At 63.2% G+C, this 19,284-nt stretch carries 14 protein-coding genes; 11 read left to right on the top strand and 3 right to left on the bottom strand.

Annotated features, from left to right (window positions below; all coding sequences use genetic code 11):
* Positions 1-100: 100 nt before the first annotated feature.
* Positions 101-736, bottom strand: a complete 636-nt coding sequence (locus ABIB99_RS19245) for an HAD-IA family hydrolase (protein WP_063980006.1) — start codon at positions 734-736, stop codon at positions 101-103.
* A 108-nt stretch (positions 737-844) separates the two neighbouring features.
* Between ABIB99_RS19245 and ABIB99_RS19240 the strand changes: the two genes are divergently transcribed.
* Both ABIB99_RS19240 and ABIB99_RS19235 read left to right on the top strand, forming a co-directional pair.
* Positions 845-1,603, top strand: coding sequence for a S1 family peptidase (locus ABIB99_RS19240; RefSeq protein WP_063980005.1), 759 nt, complete (start codon positions 845-847; stop codon positions 1,601-1,603).
* A 125-nt stretch (positions 1,604-1,728) separates the two neighbouring features.
* Complete coding sequence (locus ABIB99_RS19235; RefSeq protein WP_063985944.1) at positions 1,729-3,231, top strand: flavin-containing monooxygenase; 1,503 nt, start codon at positions 1,729-1,731, stop codon at positions 3,229-3,231.
* 230 nt (positions 3,232-3,461) lie between these two features.
* Here the strand turns inward: ABIB99_RS19235 and ABIB99_RS19230 are convergent, their stop codons facing one another.
* Positions 3,462-4,388 carry a response regulator gene (locus ABIB99_RS19230; protein ID WP_049812732.1) on the bottom strand — a complete coding sequence of 309 codons (927 nt, stop codon included), beginning with the start codon at positions 4,386-4,388 and terminating at the stop codon, positions 3,462-3,464.
* Positions 4,372-7,743, bottom strand: coding sequence for a hybrid sensor histidine kinase/response regulator (locus ABIB99_RS19225; protein ID WP_063980004.1), 3,372 nt, complete (start codon positions 7,741-7,743; stop codon positions 4,372-4,374). Before ABIB99_RS19225 ends, ABIB99_RS19230 begins: the two co-directional genes overlap by 17 nt.
* Before the next feature lie 169 nt (positions 7,744-7,912).
* Here ABIB99_RS19225 and urtA point away from each other — a divergent pair, with 169 nt between their 5' ends.
* From urtA to ABIB99_RS19180, 9 genes are all read left to right on the top strand, one after another.
* On the top strand, positions 7,913-9,172 hold the full coding sequence (urtA, locus tag ABIB99_RS19220) for an urea ABC transporter substrate-binding protein (RefSeq protein WP_063980003.1): 1,260 nt from the start codon (positions 7,913-7,915) through the stop codon (positions 9,170-9,172).
* 130 nt (positions 9,173-9,302) lie between these two features.
* Positions 9,303-10,229, top strand: coding sequence for an urea ABC transporter permease subunit UrtB (gene urtB, locus ABIB99_RS19215; RefSeq protein WP_085404025.1), 927 nt, complete (start codon positions 9,303-9,305; stop codon positions 10,227-10,229).
* A gap of 18 nt (positions 10,230-10,247) precedes the next feature.
* Positions 10,248-11,390, top strand: a complete 1,143-nt coding sequence (urtC, locus tag ABIB99_RS19210; protein WP_354177123.1) for an urea ABC transporter permease subunit UrtC — start codon at positions 10,248-10,250, stop codon at positions 11,388-11,390.
* 64 nt (positions 11,391-11,454) lie between these two features.
* Positions 11,455-12,210 carry an urea ABC transporter ATP-binding protein UrtD gene (urtD, locus tag ABIB99_RS19205; protein ID WP_011083791.1) on the top strand — a complete coding sequence of 252 codons (756 nt, stop codon included), beginning with the start codon at positions 11,455-11,457 and terminating at the stop codon, positions 12,208-12,210.
* A 12-nt stretch (positions 12,211-12,222) separates the two neighbouring features.
* Positions 12,223-12,912: an urea ABC transporter ATP-binding subunit UrtE gene (gene urtE / locus ABIB99_RS19200; RefSeq protein ID WP_354177122.1), complete on the top strand. Its 690-nt coding sequence runs from the start codon at positions 12,223-12,225 to the stop codon at positions 12,910-12,912.
* A gap of 28 nt (positions 12,913-12,940) precedes the next feature.
* A complete protein-coding gene (gene fmdA / locus ABIB99_RS19195) occupies positions 12,941-14,170 on the top strand; it encodes a formamidase (protein ID WP_354177120.1) in 1,230 nt (409 codons plus the stop codon).
* Between the two features lie 94 nt (positions 14,171-14,264).
* Positions 14,265-14,642, top strand: coding sequence for an FmdB family zinc ribbon protein (locus tag ABIB99_RS19190; protein WP_354177118.1), 378 nt, complete (start codon positions 14,265-14,267; stop codon positions 14,640-14,642).
* Between the two features lie 55 nt (positions 14,643-14,697).
* The gene (locus tag ABIB99_RS19185; RefSeq protein ID WP_063979998.1) at positions 14,698-15,738 is read left to right on the top strand and encodes an aliphatic amidase; all 1,041 of its coding nucleotides are present in this window, start codon (positions 14,698-14,700) and stop codon (positions 15,736-15,738) included.
* A gap of 393 nt (positions 15,739-16,131) precedes the next feature.
* A complete protein-coding gene (locus ABIB99_RS19180) occupies positions 16,132-19,128 on the top strand; it encodes an autotransporter outer membrane beta-barrel domain-containing protein (RefSeq protein ID WP_354177117.1) in 2,997 nt (998 codons plus the stop codon).
* Positions 19,129-19,284: the final 156 nt, after the last annotated feature.

The following is a 19,284-nucleotide window of genomic DNA, read 5'->3' as shown; positions in this document are numbered from 1 at the left end:
TCTACGCCGTCATTGCGAGCGCAGCGAAGCAATCCAGAATCCCTGCGCGGAAAGACTCTGGATTGCTTCGTCGCTTCGCTCCTCGCAATGACAGGCTAGACTAGCGCAGCTTCAGCCCCGTCGCCGCCTCGAGCTCGGCGATGGCCTGGGCCCCGCTGGCTACCTTGATCGTCGTCATGCCCATCTCGCGCGCGGGTTTTAGATTGACGCCGAGATCGTCGAGATAGACGCAATTCTTCGGATCGACCCTCAGCGTCTCGACCATCATCCTGTAGATGCGCGGGTCGGGCTTGCGCAGGCCGATCTTGGCGGATTCGATGACGTGGTCGAACAGAACCATCACCTCGGCGATGTAGAGTGAGCGCCCGGTCATGCTGCCGATCGCGTTGGCAGGCAGATTGTTGGTGATACAGCCGGTCTTGAATTGCGCCTTGATGCGCTTGAGAGCTTCGACCATCTCGGGACGCAGATCGCCCTGAAGCAGCGGCAGCACGTCGCGGCCGCGCACCTCCGCGCCGAGCGCGCGCGATTCTTCCGCGAAGAGCTTGTCGAAGGTGTCGATGTCGACCTCGGCTCGCTCGAACTTGGCCCAGGCGTTTTCCAGATGATTGGCGGCGTTGGTGCGCCGGATGATGTCGACGGGCAGACCGCGCTCGGTCTCGTACCGCGCGAACGCCTCGAACGGCGAGCTCGTCAGCACGCCGCCAAAATCAAAGATCACAGCCTCGATCGTCAAGATCCCGCCCTCGTCAATTCCTTCCCAAGAGCGCTAGCATGCGCTATCGGCAAGGGCCAGTCCGAAGCAATCCCGCCGTCACCGATGCTGACGCCAAAGCGTGTTCCCATGAAGAAGCTTGCAACCCTCATCGCAGCCGCGCTGCTGCTCGCTACGCCCGCACACGCCATCGTCGGCGGCGGCACGCCGCAGGCCGATGGTGTCGCGCGCGCGGTCGTCACCATCGTCGGCTCGCGTGGCAATTTCTGCACCGGCAGCCTGATCGCTCCGAAGGTCGTGCTGACGGTTGCCCACTGTGTGCAGCCCGGCGCGGACTACAAGATCGTCGATCGCGGCGCTGACGGTGCGCCGCAATTGCTGAATGTGCGTACCGTCGCGATCCATCCGAACTTCAACATGCAGGCAATGCAGGCGCATCGCGCCACCGCGGACGTGGCATTGTTGCAACTGGAAATTCCACTCAAGGGAAAATCGACGGTGTCGGTCGGTGCGCCGACCATTCCAATCCAGGTTGGCAGCCGCTTCGTCATCGCCGGTATCGGCGTCACCGTCCGTGGCGACGGCAAGAGCGGCGGCGCGACGCGCGTTGCCGGGCTCGTGGCCACGGGCCAGCCCGGCACGTTCCAGATCCGGCTGGTCGATCCCGTAACCAACGGTGTTCGCGACGGAATTGGCGCCTGCACCGGCGATTCCGGCGGTCCGGTGTTCGAGGACAAGCCGAACGGTCCGGTGCTTGTCGGCGTCATCAGCTGGTCCACGGGACCGAACGGCGCCGCCGGCTGCGGCGGATTGACCGGCGTCACGCCGCTCACCCTCTATCGCGACTGGATTTTGCAGACCGCGCGGAGCTGGGGTGCGGCGTTATAGTTTGACCGCGAATTGATCTGTGTCATTTTGAAGTGGAAGCGCGATGGGCGACCATGCCCGTCGCGGAGGAAACGCGCCGTCCGGTCAAGGGCGGCCACAAAAACAAGCAAGGCACAGAAGCAACAATGAATGTCGCTGTCCGCAGTCACGCCACAACCAAGCAGGCCTCTGAACATTTCGACGTGCTGATCGTCGGTGCCGGCATCTCCGGCATCGGCAGCGCCTATCACATCGAAAAGCAGCTTCCCGGCACGAGCTACGTCATCCTGGAAACGCAGGCGACGTTCGGCGGCACCTGGAGCACGCATCGCTATCCCGGCATTCGCTCGGACAGCGATCTCCATACCTTCGGTTATAGCTTCAAGCCCTGGGTCGGCCCGCCGATCGCGACCGCCGAGGAAATCCTCACCTACATGAACGAGGTGATCGAAGACAACGATATCGCCCCGCACATCCGCTACAAGCACCAGATCAATTCCGCGAGCTGGTCGAGCGAGCAAAATCTCTGGACCATCGAGGCGACGACGACCGACACCGGCGAGGCGAAAACGTTCACCGCCAACTTCCTCTGGATGTGCCAGGGCTATTATCGCCATTCCGAAGGCTACACGCCGGAATGGAAGGGCATGGACCGCTTCAAGGGCCGCATCGTCCATCCGCAGAGCTGGCCCGACGATATCGACCTCGCGAACAAGAAGGTCGTCGTGATCGGCTCGGGCGCGACCGCGGCGACGCTGGTGCCGAACATCGCCGACGCCTGCGCGCATGTCACCATGCTGCAGCGCTCGCCGACCTATTTCCGGCTCGGCCGCAACGCCATCGAGATCGCCGAGGAGCTGCGCCGGCTTCAGGTCGACGAGGAATGGATCCACGAGATCGTCCGCCGCAAAATATTGTTCGAGCAGGATGCTTTCACAAAGCTCTGCATTGCCAAGCCGGAGCAGGTGAAGAAGGATCTGATCGACCAGATCCGCGCGGTTCTCGGGCCGGACTACGACGTCGAAACGCATTTCACGCCGACCTACCGGCCGTGGCGGCAGCGTATCGCCTTTGTGCCCGATGCCGATCTGTTCAAGGGCATCGCCAGCGGCAAGGCCTCCGTCGTCACCGACGAGATCGAATGTTTCGTCGAGAACGGCATCCAGCTCAAGTCCGGCAAGCTGCTGGAAGCCGACGTCGTCGTCACCGCAACCGGCTTCAATCTTGCGGCGCTCGGTGACATCGCCTTCGAGATCGACGGCAAGCCGCTCGCCTTCGGCGACACCGTGACCTATCGCGGCATGATGTTCACGGGCGTGCCGAACATGGTCTGGGTGTTCGGCTATTTCCGTGCGAGCTGGACGCTGCGCGTCGACGTCGTCGCCGATTTCGTCTGCCGGCTGCTCGGCCACATGAAGGCCAAGGGCACGAAGAAGGTCGAAGTCAGGCTGCGCGCTGAAGACCACAACATGCCGATCCTGCCCTGGATCGATCCGGAAAACTTCAACCCCGGCTACATCATGCGCAACATGGACCTGCTCCCCAAGCGCGGCGACAAGCCGGAATGGCAGCACAGCCAGGATTACTGGACCGAGAAGGACGAGATCCCGAAGACGGATCTGGATGACGGGGCGTTTGTTTACGGGTGAGTGATTGTTCGTGTGAGGGGCGGTAGCGATTGCCACGCACACGGCTGTCGTCCCGGGGCGCGAAGCGAGCCCGGGACCCATACTCCCAGGCAGTGGTTCTAGGGCGAACCGCTCACTCCGAGTCTTCGCCAAACTTCTCCCTGTGGTTATGGATCCCGGATCTGCGCTTCGCTTGTCCGGGACGACACTGTTTGTTGGGCGAACTGCGTCTCAACTCATTTGCAGTGCTGCTACGAATTCCTTCGCGTTGCATTCGTTGCAATCGCCGCCGCCGCGGTCCGGTTCTCCACGCCGAGCTTGGCGTAGATCTGCTCCAGGTGCTTGTCGACGGTGCGCGGGCTCAAGCCCAGGATCTGCGCGATGTCGCGGTTGGTCTTGCCCTTGCTGAGCCAGGCCAGCACCTCGCCCTCGCGGGTGGTGAGGCCGAGCTCGCTGGTGAATTCGGGCGGCAGCGCCGTGCCGGACTCCTTGGACAGCCGCAGCAGGAACTCGTTCGGCGCGGTTTCGCCCATGTAGTAGAGCCGCAGTTGCGGATTGTCGGGCAGGGGAGCCGCCTGCGACTTCGAGCTGCCCTTGTCCTTCGCCTGCTCCAGCCATTGCAGGAGTGATGGCGGCAGGACGAAGTCGTCGGCCTGCGCGCCATGATGATCGGCCAGCAGTTTTTGCGCCTGCGGGGTGGCCCAGAGGATGTGGCCCTGGCGGTTGACTGCGAACAGGAAGCGGCCGGAGACGTCGAGCGCGGCACGCGCGCTCTGAGTCAGGCGGGCATTGCCGAGATGGACGCGGATGCGCGCCAGCATCTCCTCGATCACAATCGGTTTTGTCACGTAGTCGACGCCGCCGGCCTCCAGCCCGCGCACGATGTGCTCGGTCTCTGCAAGGCCTGTCATGAAGATCACGGGCACGTTGGCAACGCCCGCGTCGCGCTTGAGGCGGCGGCAGGTCTCGAAACCGTCCATGCCGGGCATCACGGCGTCCAGCAGCACGATGTCGGGCGTGATCTGGTCGACGATGCGCATCGCGGCCGCGCCGTCGAGCGCCACCATCACCGTCATCCCGGCGCCGTCGAGCGCATCGGTGAGCAGCCGCAGCGTCTCCGGGGAGTCATCGACAACGAGCGCGACATCGCGCTTCCTCGACTCAATGCTCATGCGCATGCAACGTCTTCAATGTGGCCATGTACCGGTCGAGATCGAAGCGGTCGACGAGCGACCGCATTTCCGCAACGAAGTCGGCATGCTCGGGGTGCTCGCTGCCGATCTCGTCCAGCTTCAACTGGATGCCCTTGACGTAGCCGATCTGGCCCAGCCCCATCAGCGCCTCGATGTGCCGCACCGGTGGCCTTGATCCGCTCTCGAGCCGCCAGAACGGCACCGCGATCTGGTCCGAGCCGTACTGCCATTCGATCTTTAGGAGTTGGCGGATCGTCTCCAGCAGCCGCGGGATGTCGATTGGCTTCATCAAATAGCCGTCGTGGAAGGGCTGCGCCAGCGGCGTGCCGTGAGCCTCCAGAGCGCTCGCCGACACCATCAGGATGCGCGCCTGGTGATGGCCGCTCGTGCGCAAGGCCTCCGCGACGGCCCAGCCGTCCATGGCAGGCATCGAGATGTCGAGCAGGAACAGGTCGGGCCGGCAATGCTGCGCCAGCGCGAGGCATCCTGGCCCATCGGGTGCACTGAGCAGGATGAAGCCGAGCGGCGCCAGCACCTCGCGCAGGAGGTCGCGATGCACGGGGTCGTCGTCGGTGATGAGGATGGTCTTGCGTGCGCCCCGATAGCCGGAGACCGGCGCCTCCACCGGCGCGATGCGCAGCGGATTGGCGACTTCCGACAGCAGCATCTTGACCTTGAAGGTGCTGCCGGCGCCAACCGTGCTCAGGACCTTGATGTCGCCGCCCATGACGCCGGCGAGCAGCCGGCTGATGGTCAGGCCCAGCCCGGTGCCCGTCTGCGGCTGCGAGACGCCGAGCGCGCCACGCTCGAAGGGTGCAAAGATGCGTTCGAGGTCGTCGCCCTGGATGCCGGGGCCGGTGTCGATCACTTCGAACTCGGCAACGGGGCTGCGATAGTGCACGACGAACTGCACGCTGCCGGTCTGGGTGAACTTGATCGCGTTGGAGAGCAGATTGATCAGCACCTGACGCAGCCGCTTCTCGTCGGCGTAGACCACGACCGGCAAATGCGCGGGCCGCCTGAACACGAAGTCGATGCCCTTGGCGGCCGCCTGGAGACGGAACATGCCGACGAGCTGGTCGAGGAATTCGCTCAGCCGCACTTCGTCGCGCGACAGATACAGCCGCCCGGCCTCGATCTTGGAAATATCCAGAATGCCGTCGATCAGGCCGGAGAGGTGATCGGCGCTGCGACGGACGACGCGGACCTGGTCGCGCGGCTTGGTGTTGAGCGTCGCGTCCTGCTCCAGGAGCTGGGCATAGCCGCTGATCGCGTTCAGCGGTGAGCGCAGCTCGTGGCTCAGGCCCACCACGTAGCGGCTCTTGGCGAGGTTGGCGGATTCGGCGACCTCCTTGGCGCGCTGAAGCTCGGCGTCGGTGCGCTTGTGCGCGTCGATCTCCTGGATCAGCAGCGTCGTCTGCCGCCGCGTCTCGGCCTCGGCGGCGCGGCGGCTCTGCTGCGCCAGCACGAACAGCCAGGCCACCACGCCGATGATGATGCTGAGCGAGAAGAACACCTTCCAGAGCACGTTCGAGACGAGCAAATTCTCGCCGGGCACGCTCGCCGAGGTCTGGAGATAAATCAGTCCCAGCACCAGCGCGACGAGGCCGGCGGAGACCATGAACACGCCGATATAGTGGCCGAACTGCGAGTTGATCCGCCGGTAGATCGGTTCAGGAAGAATCCTGCCGAGCGCTTCGGCGAACTGCACCTGCGCGCGCGCATGCGGTTTGCAGAGGTCGTGGCAGCGTGCATCGAGCGAGCAGCACAGCGAGCAGATCGGGCCGGCGTAAGCGGGGCAGGACGTCATGTCCTCCGGCTCGAAACTGTGCTCGCAGATACAGCACTGGATCGACTCGATATTGGCCCAGCTCCGCTTCGGCTTGCGCGCGATGTAGTACTTTCCGTCGGTGAGCCAGGCGATAACAGGCGCGGTGACGAAGGCGACCGTGAGCGCGACGAAGGCGGCGAGCGCCTTCATGGTCGGACCGAACAGGCCGTAAAACGCCGCGATCGAGACGATGGTCGCGATCGTCATGGCGCCGACACCGACCGGATTGATGTCGTAGAGATGGGCGCGCTTGAACTCCATCTGCGGCGGGCGCAGGCCAAGCGGCTTGTTGACGACGAGATCGGCGACGAGCGCGCCGACCCAGGCGATCGCGACGTTGGAATAGAGCGCCAGCGTCTGCTCCAGCGCCTTGTAGACGCCGATCTCCATCAACAGCAGCGCCACCATCACGTTGAACACCAGCCAGACGACCCGGCCGGGATGGCTGTGCGTCAGACGCGAGAAGAAGTTCGACCAGGCGATCGAGCCGGCATAGGCGTTGGTGACGTTGATCTTGAGCTGCGACAGGATCACGAACATGCCGGTGAGCGCCAGCGCCAGATCCGGCTGCGACAGCACGTAGCGAAACGCTTCGAGATACATGTGCGCGGGCTCGGCCGCCAGCTCGCCCGAGAGGCCGTGGCTTAGCGCAAAGAAGGCGAGAAACGAGCCGAGCAACAATTTCAGTGCGCCGAAGATGATCCAGCCCGGTCCCGCGATCAGCAGGGCGATCCACCACGACGTTCGCGACGTGCGGCGGTCGCGCGGCAGAAACCGGAGGAAGTCGACCTGCTCGCCGATCTGCGCCACCAGCGAGAACACCACCGAGGATGCGACACCGAACAGCAGCAGATCGAAATGTCCGCTCGGGTCGCCATGCTCGCCGGCGAACTTGCGCCACTCCGTGAACGAGTAGGGGTTGGCCCAGGCGATCGCGGCAAAGGGCAGGATGTGCAGGATGATCCAGATCGGCTGCGTCCAGAGCTGGAAGCGGCTGATCAGCGTGATGCCGTAGGTCACGAGCGGAATGATCGCCACCGCGCTGATGAGGTAGCCGATCGGGCGCGGAATGCCGAAGCACATCTCGAGCGCCGTTGCCAGGATCACCGCCTCGATGGCGAAGAAGATGAAGGTGAAGGAGGCGTAGATCAACGAGGTGACGGTCGAGCCGATATAGCCGAAGCCGGCGCCGCGGGTGAGCAGGTCAATGTCGATGCCGCACTTGGCTGCGTAATAGGCAATCGGCACGCCGCAGAAGAAGATGATGATGGAGACGACGAGGATCGCGGCGCTGGCGTTGGTTACGCCGTAGTTCAGCGTGATGGTGCCGCCGATCGCTTCCAGCGCCAGGAAGGAGATGGCGCCGAGTGCAGTGTTGGCGACACGGGCGGCAGACCAGCGGCGCGCGCTCTTGGCGGTGAAGCGCAGCGCGTAGTCTTCCAGCGTCTGGTTGGCGACCCACTGGTTGTACTGGCGCCTGACGCGGTCTATTCGCTGCCGCCCTGCCACTCGTTACCCCACTCCCGATACGTCCCAGAGCCCTCGCAAATTCCGTACCAGAAGCCTACGTCGGTATTTTGCGGTGCAGTATACGCGATCTTGCGTATGCTTGCGCTGCACAAATTCGAGCCATCCTCACGGCACCAATCGCGTGTCCTCGAACAAAAGTGGGGTGCTCATGTCAGACGAAGCAAACAAGGGCCTGTTGTCGCCGCTCCGGCGCAAACTATTGATGGGAATGGCCGCCGTGCCGGCCATTACGATGCTGCCGCGGGCCTCTTTCGCGCAGGCTCCGGCGACCTCGGCGATCAACACGACGGGCCTGGCGGTCACCGACACCGAGGTGACGGTCGGCATCCTGCACTCGGCGACCGGCACCATGGCCATCTCCGAGACCGGCTCGATCGAGGCCGAAAAGCTCGCCATCGAGCAGATCAACGCCATGGGCGGCGTGCTCGGGCGCAAGATCAAGTTCATCCAGGAAGACGGCGCCAGCGATTGGCCGACCTTTGCGGAGAAGGCCAAGAAGCTGCTCGTCAACGACAAGGTCGCGGCGATCATGGGCTGCTGGACCTCGGCATCCCGCAAGGCGGTGCTGCCGGTCATGGAGCAGTACAACGGCATGCTCTATTACCCGACCTTCTATGAGGGCCTCGAGCAGTCCAAGAACGTGATCTACACCGGCCAGGAGGCCACCCAGCAGATTCTCGCCGGCCTGAACTGGATCGCCAAGGAAAAGGGCGCCAAGTCGTTCTTCTTCATCGGCTCCGACTACATCTGGCCGCGCACCTCGAACAAGATCGCACGCAAGCACGTCGAGAATGTGCTGAAGGGCAAGGTCGTCGGCGAGGAGTATTATCCGCTCGGCAACACCCAGTTCAACTCGGTCATCAACAAGATCAAGCTGACCAAGCCCGACGTGATCTTCACCGACGTCGTCGGCGGCTCGAACGTGGCGTTCTACAAGCAGCTCAAGGCCGCCGGCATCGACCTTTCGAAACAGGCGCTGCTGACGATCTCGGTGACCGAAGACGAAATCGACGGCATCGGCGGCGAGAACATCGCGGGCGCCTATGCCTGCATGAAGTACTTCCAGTCGCTCGATAATCCCAACAACAAGACCTTCGTGCCCGCGTTCAAGAAGATGTGGGGCGAAAAGACCGTGATCGGAGACGTCACCCAGGCTGCCTATCTCGGCCCGTGGCTGTGGAAGTTGACGGTGGAGAAGGCGGGCTCGTTCGACGTCGACAAGATCGCGGCGGCCTCGCCCGGCGTCGAGTTCAAGGGTGCGCCGGAAGGCTATGTCCGCATCCACGAAAACCATCACCTCTGGTCGAAGACCCGGGTGGGACGCGCCAAGCTCGATGGCCAGTTCGAGCTGATCTACGAGACCGCCGATCTCGTCGAGCCGGATCCGTTCCCCAAGGGTTACCAGTAAGTCGCGACGTCGCTCGCGCCTTTCCTCAACACCAAGCCTCTCCCTGGCGTGGACAGCAAATCCACGCCCAAGACCCCCGCGTCGCGAACCTGCTCGCGACGCGGGACCTTATCCCTGACGGAGGACATCGATGTTCGGCGACTATTCGCTTGGTGATCTTGGCTCCATCTTCGTCATGCAGGGGTTTGCAGGACTGATCCTGTTCTCAGTCTACGTCCTGATGGCGCTTGGGCTTGCGATCATCTTCGGCCAGATGGGCGTCATCAACATGGCTCACGGCGAGTTCATGATCCTCGGGGCCTACGTCACCTGGATGACCTCGAATTTCTTCCAGGCCTATTTGCCGAGCCTGTTCAGCGGCTACTTCTTCCTGGCGATGATCCTGGCCTTCGTCGCATCCGGCGCGCTGGGAATGCTGGTGGAGTGGGTGCTGATACGGCATCTCTACAAGCGCCCGCTCGATACGCTGCTTGCGACCTGGGGCCTCAGCCTGATGCTGCAGCAGGCCTATCGTTCCGTGTTCGGCGCGCGCGAGGTCGGCGTCGAGCTGCCGCAATGGATGCTCGGCTCGCTGCACGTCACCGACAGCATCGAGGTGCCGATCAACGGCGTCTTCGTGATGTGCCTCACTTTGCTGATCACCATCGGCGTCGCCTATGTCATGTACAAGTCGCGCTGGGGCCGCCAGGTCCGCGCCGTCGTGCAGAACCGCATCATGGCCGGAGCCGTCGGCATCAACACCGAAAAGGTCGATCGCTACACCTTCGGTCTCGGTTGCGGCATCGCCGGTGTCGCCGGCAGCGCCTTTACGATGATTGGCTCCACCGGGCCAACCTCCGGACAGCTCTACATCGTCGATACGTTCCTGGTGGTCGTGTTCGGCGGCGCCGCCAGTTTGATCGGCACCATCGCCTCGGCCTTCTCGATCTCGCAGACGCAATCGACCCTCGAGTTCTTCATGTCGGGCTCGATGGCGAAAGTGCTGACGCTGCTCGCGGTTGTCGGAATCCTGATGCTGCGGCCGCAAGGGCTGTTCGCCCTCAAGGTCCGCAAGTGAGAAACTGGGGCTGATGCAATGACCGACAATCGTTTCTTCAATCGATCGGAGTTCATCGGAATTCTGGTGCTCGCGGTCTTCCTGGTGGTAGTTCTGCCGCTTACGCTTGATGTCTTCAGGCTCAATCTGGTCGCGAAATATCTGACCTATGCCTTCGTCGCGCTGGGGCTGGTGATCTGCTGGGGCTATGGCGGCATTCTCAGCCTCGGTCAGGGCGTGTTCTTCGGGCTCGGCGGCTACTGCATGGCGATGTTCCTCAAGCTCGAGGCATCGAGCGTGGAGAACACCAAGATCCAGTCGACGCCCGGCATTCCCGATTTCATGGACTGGAATCAGATCACTGCGCTGCCGCTGTTCTGGAAGCCATTCAGCAGCCTCACCTTCACGATCGCCGCCATCATTCTCGTGCCTGGCATCTTCGCTCTCATCATTGGCACCGCGATGTTCAAGCGCCGGGTCGGCGGCACCTACTTCGCCATCATCACCCAGGCGGTCGCGGCCATCCTCACCATCCTGATCGTGGGACAGCAGGGCTACACCGGCGGCATCAACGGCATGACCGACCTGCGGACGTTGAAGGGCTGGGACATCCGGCCCGATCACGCCAAGATCGTGCTGTACTTCTTCGAAGTCGGACTGCTGTTCGCCTGCATCATGATCGCGCAGTTCGTCCGGCACTCCAAGCTCGGGCGCATCCTGGTCGCGATGCGGGAGAAGGAGGACCGGGTCCGCTTCTCCGGGTACAGCGTCGCGAACTTCAAGATCTTCGCCTTCTGCATCGCCGCCGTGTTCGCCGCGATCGGCGGCGCCATGTTCGCGCTCAACGTCGGCTTCATGTCGCCGTCCTTCGTCGGCATCGTGCCGTCGATCGAAATGGTGATCTACACGGCGGTCGGCGGCCGGCTTTCGATCCTCGGCGCGGTCTACGGCACGCTGCTGGTTAACTTCGCCAAGACCAGCCTGTCGGAAACCTTTCCCGAATTGTGGCTGTTTGGCCTCGGCGGTCTGTTCATCGCCGTGGTCCTGGCCTTCCCGAACGGTCTCGCCGGGATCTGGGGCGACTACGTCCAGCCGCGCATCAATCGCCTGATCTCGTCGCGCAAACCGAAACCCGAAGGCTGGACCGACAGCTCCGTCGCCGACGGCGCCCCGGCGGAGTGAGGAGATCATCATGCTCGTAGGTCACCACGATGCCGATGCCACGCTGGCAGTGAGGAGATAGATCATGCTCGTCGGTCATCAGCCCAAGGAATTCCTGCTCGCCGTCGAGGCACTGACCGTGTCGTTCGACGGGTTCAAGGCGGTCAACGATCTCTCTTTCTACGTCGACGAGAACGAGATCCGCGTCATCATCGGTCCCAACGGCGCCGGCAAGACCACCGTGCTCGACCTGATCTGCGGCAAGACCAAAGCAACGTCGGGTTCGATCCAGTTCCGTGGCAAGGAGCTGACGCGGATGAAGGAAAACGAGATCGTCAAGACGGGCGTCGGCCGCAAATTCCAGAACCCGTCGATCTACGACGATCTCACGGTGTTCGAGAATCTGGAGATCTCCTATCCGCGCGGACGCTCGGTGTTCGGCGCGCTGACCTTCACCCGCGACGCCGCCGTGCGCGACCGGGTGCATGAAGTCGCCGAAATGATCTTCCTGAAGGATCGGCTCAACGTGAACGCCGATCTGCTCAGCCACGGCCAGAAGCAGTGGCTCGAGATTGGCATGCTGCTGATCCAGGACCCGGATTTGCTGATGCTCGACGAGCCCGTCGCGGGCATGAGCGTGTCCGAGCGCGCCAAGACCGCCGAGCTGCTCAACCGCATCATCAAGAACCGTTCGGTGCTGGTGATCGAGCACGACATGAAATTCGTCGAGGACATCGCGCACAAGGTCACCGTGCTTCACCAGGGGCAGATCCTCTCCGAGGGCACCATGGAAAAGGTGAAGAACGACCCCAAGGTCGTCGAAGTCTATCTGGGCCATTAAGGAGTCGCGACGATGCTGGCTATTTCCGATCTTCACGTCGCCTACGGCCAGAGCGAGGTGCTGCACGGGCTCAACGTCAAGGTCGCGCCCAACGAGATCGTTGCGATCATGGGCCGCAACGGCATGGGCAAGACCACGCTGATGAAATCGCTGATGGGCATTCTCCCCGCCAAAAGCGGCTCGGTGACCATGGACGGTGCCGAGCTCGGCGGCCTGCCGAGCTACGAGCGCGTCGCCAAGGGCCTCGCTTATGTGCCGCAGGGCCGCATGATCTTCTCGACCATGACGGTGAAGGAGAACATCGAGACCGGCCTCGTCGTCTCCGGCGGGACCGAAGTGCCGGCCGACATCTACGAATTGTTTCCGGTGCTGCTGGAGATGAGAGGCCGCCGCGGCGGCAATCTCTCCGGCGGACAGCAGCAGCAGCTCGCGATTGCGCGTGCGCTCGCAACCAAGCCGAAAGTGTTGCTGCTGGACGAACCGACCGAAGGCATCCAGCCGTCGATCATCAAGGAGATGGCGCGCACCTTGAAGCGCATCCGCGACGAAAAGGGGCTCTCGATCGTGGTGTCGGAGCAGGTCCTGAGCTTCGCGCTCGACATCGCCGACCGCGTGCTGGTGATCGAGAACGGCGAGATCGTGCGCGACGATCCGCGCGACGCCGTCGATGCCGCGCAGGTCTCGAAATATCTGTCTGTCTAACCAACCGTGTAGAAAGGGGAGCATCTCGATGCCAGAGACACTGATCAAGGTCGATCTCACCAAATCGGCTTACGATAATGACATGGTGCACAACCGCTGGCACCCCGACATCCCGATCGTGGCCTGGGTCAATCCCGGCGACGACTTCATCATCGAGACCTATGACTGGACCGGCGGCTTCATCAAGAATAACGATTCCGCCGACGATGTGCGCGACATCGATCTCTCGATCGTGCACTTCCTGTCCGGCCCGATCGGCGTCAAGGGCGCCGAGCCCGGTGATCTCCTCGTCGTCGACCTGCTCGACGTCGGCCCGATGAAGGAAAGCCTTTGGGGCTTCAACGGCTTCTTCTCCAAGCAGAACGGCGGCGGCTTCCTGACCGACCATTTCCCGCTGGCGCAGAAGTCGATCTGGGACATCAAGGGTCTCTACACCTCGTCGCGTCACGTCCCCGGCGTGAACTTCGCCGGCCTGATCCATCCCGGCCTGATCGGCTGTCTGCCCGATCCGAAGATGCTGGACATGTGGAACAAGCGCGAGGCCGAGCTGATCTCGACCAACCCGACCCGCGTGCCCGGCCTCGCCAATCCACCATTCGCGCCGACCGCCCATGGCGGCCGCGCCAAGGGTGACGTCAAGGACAAGATCGGCGCGGAAGGCGCGCGCACCGTTCCGCCGCGCGAGCATGGCGGCAATTGCGACATCAAGGATCTCTCGCGCGGCTCGAAGATCTACTTCCCGGTCTACGTGCCCGGCGCCGGTCTATCGATGGGCGATCTGCACTTCAGCCAGGGCGATGGCGAGATCACGTTCTGCGGCGCGATCGAGATGGCCGGCTGGCTGCATCTGAAGGTCGAGGTGATCAAGGACGGCATGGCGAAATACGGCATCAAGAACCCGATCTTCAAGCCGTCGCCGATCACGCCGAACTACAAGGACTATCTGATCTTCGAGGGCATCTCGGTCGACGAGCAGGGCAAGCAGCACTATCTCGACGTCCACATCGCCTATCGACAGGCCTGCCTCAACGCGATCGAATATCTGAAGAAGTTCGGTTACTCCGGCGCCCAGGCCTATTCGATCCTCGGCACCGCGCCGTGCCAGGGCCACATCTCCGGCGTGGTCGACGTGCCCAACGCCTGCGCCACGCTGTGGTTGCCGACGGAGATCTTCGACTTCGACGTCATGCCCTCGGCGGCAGGACCGATCAAGCACATCACTGGCGATATCCAGATGCCGATCTCGCCGGACAAATAGTCTCCCTGCGCGACGGGATGCGGGACGGCGCGACTTTGCCGCCCCGCATCCGCCGCGGGAATTCTCTCACAGGCAACAGCGTAGGGATGATGCGATGCCGGTCTATGAATATCTCTGTGACGATTGCGGGCCGTTCAAGGACCTGCGCCCGATGGCGGAATGCGACGATCCGCAAAACTGTCCGCACTGCGAGACGATGGCGCCGCGGGTGATCCTGACCGCGCCGAATTTCTTCTGCATGCCGGCGGAGAAGCGCAAGGCGCACGCCGTCAACGAGCGCAGCACGCATGCGCCGCAGACGCTCGCGCAATACAAGGCCTCGCACGGTCCCGGCTGCGGTTGCTGTTCGTCGGGCAAGACCGTGAAAGACAAGAGCTCGTCGGACAGAAAGAAGCCAGCGCGGCTGATGACCAAAACCGGGAGCGGCGCCAAGGGCTTTCCGACCGCGCGGCCCTGGATGATCAGCCACTAACTCGGTCGCTCGATCGACGGCAACCTCAAACAAATAAAAGGCAGGAGCGCTCAACATGCTTCACGGTGACATTTCCAGCAGCAACGACACCGTCGGCGTCGCGGTGGTCAACTACAAGATGCCCCGCCTGCACACCAAGGCCGAGGTGCTCGACAACGCCCGCAAGATCGCCGACATGCTGGTGGGCATGAAGGCGGGCCTGCCCGGCATGGATCTCGTGATCTTCCCGGAATACTCGACCCAGGGCATCATGTACGACTCCAAGGAGATGTACGAGACGGCCTCGGCGGTGCCAGGTGAAGAGACCGCGATCTTCGCGGAGGCCTGCCGCAAGGCGAAGGTCTGGGGCGTGTTCTCGCTGACCGGTGAACGCCACGAGGAGCATCCGCACAAGGCGCCCTACAACACCCTGATCCTGATGAACGACAAGGGTGAGATCGTCCAGAAGTACCGCAAGATCATGCCATGGGTGCCGATCGAGGGCTGGTATCCCGGCAATTGCACCTATGTCTCCGACGGCCCGAAAGGGATGAAGGTCAGCCTGATCATCTGCGACGACGGCAACTTTCCGGAGATCTGGCGCGACTGCGCCATGAAGGGTGCCGAATTGATCGTGCGCTGCCAGGGCTACATGTATCCGGCCAAGGAGCAGCAGGTCATGATCTCCAAGGCGATGGCGTGGGCCAACAACGTCTATGTCGCCGTAGCCAACGCCGCCGGCTTCGACGGCGTCTATTCCTACTTCGGTCACTCCGCGATCATCGGCTTCGACGGCCGCACGCTCGGCGAGTGCGGCGAGGAGGACTACGGCATCCAATATGCCCAGCTGTCGAAACATCTGATCCGCGATGCGCGCCGCAACGGCCAGTCGCAGAACCATCTCTACAAGCTGGTCCACCGCGGCTACACCGGCATGATCAATTCCGGCGAAAGCCCGCGCGGCGTCGCGGCCTGCCCCTATGATTTCTACAAGAACTGGATCGCCGACCCGGAAGGGACGCGGGACATGGTCGAGGCGATGACCCGTTCGACGCCGGGGACGGAGGAATGTCCGATCGACGGCATCCCGAATGGGTCGGCGGCGAGCAATTACTGAGCTATTGCGGACGGCGCGCTTGCCATTCATGCGAATGCACCGAGGAATGGGGGCACGGGGCGCGGCCCTGGATGATCAGCCAAGATGTGAACAGCTGTACATAGAACGGACATTCTGACGCATGGGCGCATGCACGGGGTAGGAATTGAGCCCGGCAAAACCGTGGCTCGGTTGCAACATGAGTTGTTGAATCTGCTCAAGTTGCGGTCCCGTTGGCTGATTCTCGAGGAACCGTAGTTCTACCGGCCAGCCTCATGGCCTAAGTTCCTCGCGGCGCCGCTGGGGAGCGCCGCGGGTGAGGGGAAGAGCGTGGGGGCTTGGTTGCCATCGAGCGGGCGGGGTTGCTCGCGTCGTGCCACCGCTGTTCGCGCGGCATTCTGGATCGGCCTCGCCTTGAGCGCGGCGGCGGCGGCGAGCCCCGCAGCAGCGCAGCAAATCTTCAACGGGTCGCAGACCACGCCGAACGGCGCCGTCAACGGCGGAGGCGGCGTCTGGGACACCACCACCACGAATTGGACGGACGTCTTCGGTTCGACCAGCACTGCTTACGATCCCTCGTCAGTCGGCACGGTGTTCGGCTACTCGGGAGTCTCGACGCCGGCAAGCGGTGGCACGGTGACGGTTACGCCAGGCGGCGTGCAGCTCACCAGCCTCGTGGGCTTCGACCTCACCGGCGACGGTTCTGTCTACACCATTCAGGGCGGCGATCTCAGGCTAGCCTCCGGGGGGACGACGTTCTTCACCAACGATGTCACCGGCACGACAGACCCATCGGCCGTGATCGCCTCGCGCATCACCGGCAGTGGTGGCATCTCCGTGCAGGGACCCGGCATCCTGGCACTGCTCGGTGCCAACACCTATACCGGCGACACTTTCATCTGTTCGTGCGCAGCGCTGCAACTCGGTGACGCCACCCACACCGCGAGCATCATTGGCGCCGTCAACAACGAGGGCCTCTTCAATATTGTCAATGCCGATACGTCGGGAATTACATCGCTCCTGAACGCTATCTCCGGCACGACGATGTTCCTCAACGCGACCTCCGCCAGCTCTATGGTGATCACCAATAACGGCCAGCTGTACTTCGGTGATCCGCTCGGGGGCGGCACCGACACCGCCACGGCCGGCCGGGCGACCATCATCAATGACGGCGGCTTGACCGGCTTCTTTGGCCGGACCAATGCGGGCACGGCCAACATCACCAACCAGAATGGCGGCGGCACCGCATTCCTCGATCAATCCTCGGCGGGCTCCGCGACCATCGTGAACAAGGATTTCAGCGGGACCGTGTTTGGTACGCTGTCCGGGTCCGATACTGCGACCGCCGGCAATGCAACCATTATCAACGAGGCCGATGGCCTGACCAATTTCGGTGCGTTCACGACGGCCGGCAACGCCACGATCATCACCAAGGACGGTGGCAAGACCGAGTTCTTCGATAATTCCACCGGCGGCAATGCGCGCTTCATCACCACCGGCACAGGCGTCGTCGATTTCGGGATCAGCCTCGGCCCGAACGGCGACGGCCGCATCACGGCCGGTTCGATCGAAGGCAATGGCACCTACTATATCGGTGGCGGCAACACGCTCGTCGTCGGCAGCAATAACCGCTCCGCGCTGGTCGATGGCGTCATCGGCGACTACGATCCCTGCGGGTGTGGTTTCATCGGCTCCGGCTCGCTGGAAAAGGTCGGCAGCGGAACGCTGATCCTCTCCGGCACAAACACTTACACCGGCACGACGACCGTCAATGGCGGCATCCTGCGCGTCGATGGTGATATCTCGCAATCGAGCCTGACCACCGTGAACGCGGGTGGTGCGTTGTTCGGCGCCGGCATCGTCGGCAACACGTTTATCGCCAACGGCGGTATCTACGCGCCCGGCGACGGCGGCCCGGGCTCAAGCATGCAGGTCCAGGGTGATCTCACCTTGCAGCCCGGCTCGGTCTATGTTGTGCAGGCCGGTAGTGGATTCAGCACGAGCCATGCGCTCGTCAGCGGCAACGTCACGCTGGACGGGACCGTGGGTGTCGCGCTGTTTCCCGGCAGCAAGATAATGCAGCACTACTCGATCATGCAGTTTTTCGGCAGCGCCACCGGTAATTTCGCCGGCGTTGCCGCGCCGGGTGGCCTAGTCGGCACCACGACGGTCGGGTCAAACGAAGTGTTCCTCGATTTCACGCTGAACTATGGCGCGAAATACGCGCTCAACATCAACCAGCAGAACGTCGCCACGACGCTTCAGAATTTCTTCAACGCCAATGGCTTCCTTCAAGCCGAATTCGCGGGCCTCGGCCCCAACGGCCTGACCCAGGCCTCCGGCGAACCGGCAACGGGTTCGCAGCAGACGACCTTCAATGCGATGAACCTGTTCCTTGGCCTCTTGACCGATGTGTTCGGCTCGGGACGCAGCGGCACATCAGGTGCGACGCCCTATGCTGACGAGCCAAGCGCGAATGCCTATGCGGCGACCGGCAAGGGCGGGCGTGACAAGAACGCGCGTGACGCCTTCGCCTCGATCTACCGCAAGGCACCGGCCGCAACCTTCGAGCAGCGCTGGGATGTGTGGGCGGCCGGCTATGGTGGCTCGCAGACCACCGACGGCAATGTCGCGCTCGGTTCGAACACCACCACCAGCAGCGTCTATGGCACCGCCGTCGGCCTCGACTATCGCTTCTCGCCATCGACGATCGCCGGCTTTGCGCTCGCCGGCGGTGGGACCGGCTTCAACGTCAACGGGCTCGGCTGGGGCCGCTCCGACCTGTTCCAGGCCGGCGCCTTCGTTCGTCACACGGCAGGACCTGCCTACATCACCGCTGCGCTGGCCTATGGCTGGCAGGACGTCACGACCAACCGCATCGTCACGGCCGCCGGCGTCGATCAGCTGCGGGCGCAGTTCAACGCTAATGCGCTCTCGGGCCGTGTCGAGGGCGGTTACCGCTACGCTACGCAGTGGATCGGCCTCACGCCCTATGCGGCGGCCCAGGCCACCATGTTCAGCCTTCCGAACTATTCGGAGTTCGCGGTGGTCGGCAACAGCACCTTCGCACTCAACTATGCCGCCAAGGACGTCACCAGCACCCGCACCGAGCTCGGCCTGCGCGCCGACAAATCATTCGCCGCGGCCGGTGGCCTGATGACCCTGCGCGGCCGCGTCGCCTGGGCGCATGATTACAATCCGGATCGCAGCGTCGGCGCGGTATTCCAGACCCTGCCGGGATCGGCCTTCGTTGTGAACGGTGCAGCGCTGGCGCGCGATTCCGCGCTGACCACGGCGGCGGTGCAGATGAACTGGATGAACGGCTGGTCTGCGTCGGCGACCTTCGAGGGCGAGTTCTCGAACGTCACCCGCTCTTACGCCGGCAAGGGCGTCGTGCGCTACGCGTGGTAGAGCGTTGCCACCCTCCCCTGGAGGGGGAGGGTCGATCGCGCGAAGCGCGAGCGGGGTGGGGTGATCTCTCCACTCGGGCACTGCATGCTGGGAAGCACTTTCACCCCACCGCGGGTGGCGGGTGGGGTTGGTGCAGGGGGTCCGCTGCTGCCCCTC

It is taken from the genome of Bradyrhizobium sp. LA6.1, from assembly GCF_040547805.1.
In the GTDB taxonomy this organism is placed as follows: domain Bacteria; phylum Pseudomonadota; class Alphaproteobacteria; order Rhizobiales; family Xanthobacteraceae; genus Bradyrhizobium; species Bradyrhizobium barranii.
Note: the sequence above shows the minus strand (reverse complement) of the source record. Positions and strands in the feature narration are given on the sequence as shown.